At 32.2% G+C, this 7,209-nt stretch carries 5 protein-coding genes; 1 reads left to right on the forward strand and 4 read right to left on the reverse strand.

Features of this window, described 5'->3' with window-relative positions; genetic code table 11:
• From ACWVCY_RS10905 to ACWVCY_RS10920, 4 genes are all read right to left on the reverse strand, one after another.
• The coding region (locus ACWVCY_RS10905) for a hypothetical protein (protein ID WP_455142855.1) at positions 1-1,375 on the reverse strand (1,375 nt) is incomplete at its 3' end.
• A 250-nt stretch (positions 1,376-1,625) separates the two neighbouring features.
• Entirely contained in the window at positions 1,626-2,585 is a 960-nt protein-coding gene (locus tag ACWVCY_RS10910; RefSeq protein ID WP_455142856.1) for a DUF6206 family protein, read from the reverse strand.
• 67 nt (positions 2,586-2,652) lie between these two features.
• Positions 2,653-4,440 (reverse strand): ABC transporter ATP-binding protein, encoded by a 1,788-nt coding sequence (locus ACWVCY_RS10915; RefSeq protein ID WP_455142857.1) that lies wholly within the window; start codon positions 4,438-4,440, stop codon positions 2,653-2,655.
• The gene (locus ACWVCY_RS10920; protein WP_455142858.1) at positions 4,437-6,212 is read right to left on the reverse strand and encodes an ABC transporter ATP-binding protein; all 1,776 of its coding nucleotides are present in this window, start codon (positions 6,210-6,212) and stop codon (positions 4,437-4,439) included. The genes ACWVCY_RS10915 and ACWVCY_RS10920 overlap by 4 nt, the downstream gene beginning before the upstream one ends.
• Positions 6,213-6,373: 161 nt before the next feature.
• Here ACWVCY_RS10920 and ACWVCY_RS10925 point away from each other — a divergent pair.
• The coding region (locus ACWVCY_RS10925) for a zinc-ribbon domain-containing protein (RefSeq protein WP_455142859.1) at positions 6,374-7,209 on the forward strand (836 nt) is incomplete at its 3' end.

Raw genomic sequence — 7,209 nt, forward strand, 5'->3', positions numbered from 1 at the left:
CATCACTCAATGTATAGGGATCTAGGGCGTAATTTCCAGCAGGAACATATATCCAATTTATTCCTGACAATCCAGGGTCATATAAATTGCCTGATTCACGATAGAAGTCTCCTTGATCTGCAATATATACCCAAGGGGTTTCAGGAATACCACTTTCTGCAAATAAGTCAAAAGTAGGACTTAATCCTGTGTAATTAATAGCTATCATTGATGGACTGTTCAAAGTAAAAACATAACGTGTCCCACTTACAAGGGTTGTATTAACATTTAATTCTAGATCTGCAGTACCAGCAGTTACTGCAACATTTCGAAGATAAATCGTATATTCCTGATTTGTATAACCTTTAGAGTATAATACAAGAGTCAGTTTTGTATCTAGTACAGCTCGAACTAACAGTCCATTTTCATTTAAAGACCCACTAATAACTTGAAAATTATCACCTAAAAGGAAGGGAACTGTTTGATTTGTTGATGGATCTAGATCATTCATAAATAAATAAATTCTATAATACTCTCCTTCAAGCAAAGGAAGCGAAAATTGACGTAAACTGAATCCAATTTTCTTATTGATATCTTCTGCTGTTAGTTCTTTATCAGGTAATGGACTAGGAATGTCTTGAACAATTTCAGATCCAAATGTACTATTCACTGGTATTGTTAAACTTGACCGTGATCCCATTTTGTGAGGTGTTAATGATACAATCGTGTTACTATCTACCTCGAAAGTGAATCGTAGAGTCATTTCGTCAACTGGAAAGACAGGAATAGTTTCCTTCCATATACCTGTTAAAGGACTTCCAGGATAAGGGAAAATTGATGTCTCAAAGGTTAGAGCTCCCTCAGCGGAATCATCTTTGATGTCAACATCTAAATAAAATGGACTACTCGAATTTATCATCCCAATATATTCAACACTGTCTTCTGCTAAGAATGTAAACTTATAATTCATGTGTAAACTTATTGGCATTAATTGCTTTGTACTATAGCTTGCCTCATCGTCAGTTGAAGTTCTTACTACACGAGACAATTCTTCATCTTCATAGAATGGATGTAATGAGTTACGAGAATCACTAGATTTTAAACTATTAGGTAAAAGTTGACCTGGGTCACGATTAGTGGTCAGAGTATTAAAAATACTTGACGAAGCGGATGAATACTGCAAAGTCGTTGGTAATCCTCGATAAGTTATATCAGGAAAAACCGAACCAGGATTTATTATGTAATAATCCCAGTCATCAGGCATAGAACTAGGAGTAAAAGTATCCTGTTCTTCTGAAATATCAATTATTGGTGTTTGTGCCGAAATTTTAATAATAATAAAAGAAGAAAATATTGTTATAACAAATATGCAAAAAATAAGATTTTTAGATTTCATCTTGTATCCTCATACCATTATAAGAATTTTTTAAACAGGTAGATTTAGGACTCCTCTTTTATATAGCTTGAGAAATAAAATCGTAATTCAGGTCTCTGATCGATTTTTCTTAAATTGCCCACTTAGAATATAGAATAAACAAAAATAAGTCTTGAATTAGAAACAATACTTCCTTCATGATAAAGTGGAATGACTCACTAAAAATGAAAATATTTCAATCATTTAGTAATGGGAATATTTCTCCTATATTTTATCTCGTTATTTTACCTGGTAAATAAAAATGATATCTTTTTCTAAATAATTTAGTCAATATCCACCGATCTAAACGACGGGCATTTTGAAAAATAATCCAGATCTGTTTGTCCTCATCGTAATAGCTTTTAATTTCTCTATATGATAATGGTTTAACATTTAGTAAGGGATTTTGAGCTAGAAAATCATTCACAACCTTAATTATAACGGGAATAATGTCTTTTCGCTGTTCTTTGAAGAAATTAGCTATTAAATCGATAATAACTAATCTTAGATCATAATATCGTCCAACAACATCCTCTAAAAACAGTGCTTTTAATACAAAACGCAAATATGTAGGTGCTGATCTCAAAAATAATACTGGTTCCATAGCATCAACCCCATTTATACGAAACAGTGGAGTTGAAGTGTCTAAATATGATAATTCTGATTTTAAAGTAATTTTAGGATCATTTGCATTATATCCAATGATACTCCAATTTGAAATCTGGCCATCAATTCCGATTTTTAATCTTGTGTGCTTCTGGTTATTATAGAACCAAATTTTAGCTAATTTTTGAAGAATTAGCAAAATAAAAATCCTTACTTCCTCATTCGTGGCAACATGGATAATTTTATTCCCAATTGAATTAGGATCTATTTTTTGTTGAGCGCAGTAAAGGCAAATCGGACCGTTATAGTGAGGTTTTAACCAATAGGCATCATAGGAAGGAACAGGAATGTCAAGGCGTGATAAGATTTCATTATATAACCGATAAGCTTTCACATGTCTTTTAACCTGTTGGATACTTTCAAATATAGGTAATCGTTTGTATGCAATACTTGGATTATCCTGAAACTCAAATACTAAGGAAATTTCTCCATACCCTAAAATATTAATCGGAATTCTACTTTTATCAGGATTCAAGGTATCAATTGTGTTTTCGAACTTTCTAATAAGATTTTGATTAATATTCAAGCAGAACACTTCACTAAGAACTTTTCATTTGAAATCAATTGAGCTTTTACAAACTTTGCTCCCACAATTATCCAGATGAAGTTTTCTCAAAAGATTCTTTCCATAATTGTTGCATCTCAATACTTGTCTTTAACAATTCCATCAAAGACCCTGAAGCATCAAGATGTCCATTCTTTAAAACTAATATTTGATCTGCTTTGGCAAGAACATTTTTTTTGTGGGAAACAACTAGAAAAGTTTTATTCAATTTTCTTTCAAATAATCTTTTCCATAATAATTCTTCTGTTTCAACATCTAATGCACTTGACAAATCATCTAATACAAGTAATTCCGCATTACTGAAAAGCATTCGTGCAGCAGCTAATCGTTGTTGTTGACCACCAGATAATTTTTTTCCTTTAGGGCCTACTAAGGTATCTAATCCATTTTCTAATTCTGTTAAATCCTCTTCAAAAACAGCTAATTCTAATATTTCAGATATTTTTTGATCCGTGATTTGAGATCCAAGCATTAAATTATCTCTTACAGAAGCTGAAAGTAGTATCGGAACTTGTGGGGTGTATGCAGAATGGGGGGGGACAAAAAAATCTGAAGGATGGTCTACCTGCACATCATTCCAGAAAATATTTCCCTGTGCAATTGGTAATAGACCTAATAAAGCTTTTATCAAGGTAGATTTTCCAGAACCTACACGTCCTGTGATCACGGTTAGAGTACCTCTTATAATCTGAAAAGAAACATTCTCAATCCCATGACTTGTACCTGGATAAAGAAATGTCAAGTTTTTAACTAAAATGCTTTTTAACTGATTGTTCTCTGTAATTTTCGGGACAATAATCTCTGGAAATGATTTTTTTAGGAAAAGTTCTTGGTCCTTGACTATATCATCACTTGGAATATTTTGTTCATCACTGACCATAAAAGTAATCATTCGTTGATAGGCTACTTTAGTTCTATGATATCTTGCTATTGATTCACCAATATAATTAATAAACGCGGTAATCCATCCTAATAAATACTGAAATAATGCAAAATCACCGATATGAAATGTACCAGCAAGCATAGGTTCCCTAATAAGGATAAACATTATTCCAGTGGCTAAAAAAACAATAAAAGTACGTAAAGCCCTCAATAATCCACCAAAAAATTCATCATTAATTCCTGCTTTCGCTCGTTTATCATTGATCCCTTCAAATTGCTTTAAAATATTCTCTTCTGCGGTATTTACCTGAATACTTTGAATAGAGGTAAATATTTCTCTTATCGTACTTGTAACTTCTCCAGTAGCCTTTCTATGTTCGTTGCGGTAATAAACAACTTTTTTACGCAATGAATTGACAAAAACTACTACAAAAATAAACGGAAGGAACACAAAAAAAGTGACTTGGACATTAATTTGAAGCATTAAGAAAATAGCAATAATACCAAACAAAAAGAAATTCGAAAGATCAGCTATGGCAATTGGAAAATAAGCAGCTTCACTTGCGTCTTGACGAAAGCGTGAAATAGCTTCTCCAGCTGCGAAAGCTGGAGGTAAAGCGCCATATTGACTGTACAATCCCTCCATCATATTTTTTCGTAATAAAAGACGATTGGCCAGGAAAAATCTATTCTGTAAAATAACCCATGTGACATCAAAAAAGATTTGGAGAATATTATTGACAAAGAAAATGATTATCAAGATCCAAATATCTAAAGTAAAGAAATTATTAGCTTCTAAGATGTTAAATATTTCGCGGACTAATAATGCTCCAAATAATGGGGTTATAAAAAACAAAAATGATTGTAACCAGACAAAAAAGTAAAGTTTTGGCATAAAGAGGATTTGCTTTTTCATATATTGAAGAAGATTCAAGCTAATACCTCCTGAAGCCCAGTTTTTAATAATTGAGAATATTTTGAATTAGGGTCTTGCTTTAATTCCTCACGAGCACCATATTCAACAATTTCACCCTTTTCAAGGAGGAGGATTTCATCAACCTCTTCTAAAGTACTTAATCGATGTGCAATTATTATGGAGGTTCGTTCTTTCAATAAACGAGAAATAGCTTGATCAATCAAATTTTCTGTTACAGGGTCTAACCGAGACGAAGCTTCATCTAATATCACTACCCTAGGGTTTTTCAAGAATACACGTGTCAAAGCAATTAATTGTGCTTCCCCAGCTGAGAATCCAGATTCCCCACTCAATAATTCAGTATTTAATCCTTCAGGAAGCTGGTTATACCATTCTGTCAACTTTAATTCATGAATAATTTGAAGAATCTGAGTATCACTGATTTTAGGATTGAAAAAACTAATATTATCCCGTAATGACGCTTTAAACAATTCAACCTGCTGAGTCACATAAGCTATATTTTGGCGAAGATCCTTCAATGGCAAATTTTTGATGTTTACCATTCCATTAAGTGAAATAGTACCAGAGTCCGGATCAAATAAACGAAAAAGTAACCTTGAAAGAGTCGTTTTTCCACTACCTGTTCTGCCTATTACTCCTAACTTTTTTCCAGCTTTTAATTTAAAAGAAATGTCATTTAATGTAATGTCAGCTTTCGAATACGAAAAAAAGATATTTGAAAACTCCAATTCTAGGGAACTAGTTGTAGGAAATGGCTGATTTCCAGTATCAGATATTTTAGATTGAAAGGTAAAAATTTCATTTATTCGGTTTATACTTGCATCCGCTTGAGTCAGATCTTGACTTTCGCGAACAATACGAATTATAGGATCTATTAATAAGCCGACATACGCATTAATTAGAAAAAAGGTACCAAAATCTATAATTCTCTGCTCAAAAAGCGGTACACCTACAACAAAAACCAATGTTGTGCCTATTGCAATAATTCCCATAATACCAACATGTATTAAGCGGGAAATAATTACTGCTTTTTCCCATTTAAGAAATTCATCTTTTGAATGATCATGAAATCGCTTCATGATGTATAGATCTGCCCCATTGGCCTTAATATCCTCTTTACCTGATATTGCCTCTTCAATGAATGCAAATAATTCTGTTGTTGAATCACGAACTTTCTTCCAATAAGGAGACGCATAGTTCCAAATTCTATAAAGGATGAGCATAGTTAGAATTGTAAACAGAGTAAATACTGTACCTATTCGCCAATCTTCCAGAAAAAGAGTGAATAGGATGGCACAGATTAGCACAAAATTCATAACCACCAAAAGTGAGAATTGGGAGAAAAAATGGGCAAGAGTTGTCACATCCCCATCAATTCGTTCAATCATCTTCCCTGGAGTATATTCATTGTGAAAGGTCATGTCTAGATCAATACATTTTTTGCATACGTCTGATCGAAGCTGATTCGTCGACTTCCAAGCCAATACTTGTGTAAGATAAACACTTATTATATAGAGTGTTTGTTGTACTGCGCCTAATCCTATATAGAGGATAGCAGCATCAAATAATCTGTTCAATATCCGTTGAGGGGTAATTAATCCTCTATCAAGGAGATCAAATGAATTTATATAATAACGAATGATTTGAGGAATTAAAACACTGAAGAGGATGTCACAACAAAGCAATATTAATAGGAAAATGAATAATTTCCTGTATGGATTTAAATATCGGTAGAGTAATGTGTAAAATTTAACAAATGGTATTTTCACAGAGATAAACCCCACAGGATTTTATAATTTGAGAAATTATTTGAATTTTTAAATAAATAGGATTTTGGGAAATTATTATGAATTATTAAGTTCCTCAAACTAAGATATTTTAAATAGAGATTTAATTATTTAATTAGTTAGAGTCAAGAATAGGGATTGATTTGCCTAGATTTTGTTCCAATTGCGGCTATCAAGTTGAAGCAGATAGTGTCTTTTGTGACACCTGCGGATTTGATTTAACTTCACGAAATGATTTTAATCACAATTTAAAATCTTCTCATCCTGATAAAACAGTTATTAGGGCTAAATTTCCCTTAAATTATGATTATTACCGTCGATCTCCCCCTAAATTTACAAAAAATCTTACATTAGGAATAATTTTAAGTGTGATTCTGTTTCTTACTGGTGTATTAGTTATTCCATTATTAATGAATCAGGATTCTTATCATCATAATTCAAATACTACTCAACCTGAAATTATAGGAGAAAAAATTTATCAAATCGATGAAGATTCTGCATTATCCAACATATTCCTTAATATTACAATTCCACATGGCTCTGTTCACATTTATATCACACAAAGCGAAATACTTTTTGGAAGTTATATTGAGATCATTGGATTTCCTCATCAGTCAGTTGAGGATGCTTCTAACTTTTTTGAGACAAGAGAAGAAAATGCATCTTATTTATATCTTACATCAGATGACTCATTCGAATACAATGTCTGGATTACAATTTCATCCTTAACAATTATTAGTATTATTACAGTGCTAGAGGAAGGAGATATTTATTTAGATGCATATCAAGCAATATTGTCATCATTATTTACTCATTCTAGTCAAGGTGAAATTTTTATTTCAATTGCGGACTCTCTGATTATTTCTTCAGATTATTTTTCAAAGTTTCACTGTTATATTGGAAATGGAAATCTGATTGTCTTTCATTATAATTTGGTATATGAGTCAAATGATTTTTATTGGGAGCTTGGAAGTGATTC

The sequence above is a fragment of the Candidatus Hodarchaeum mangrovi genome (assembly GCF_975850365.1).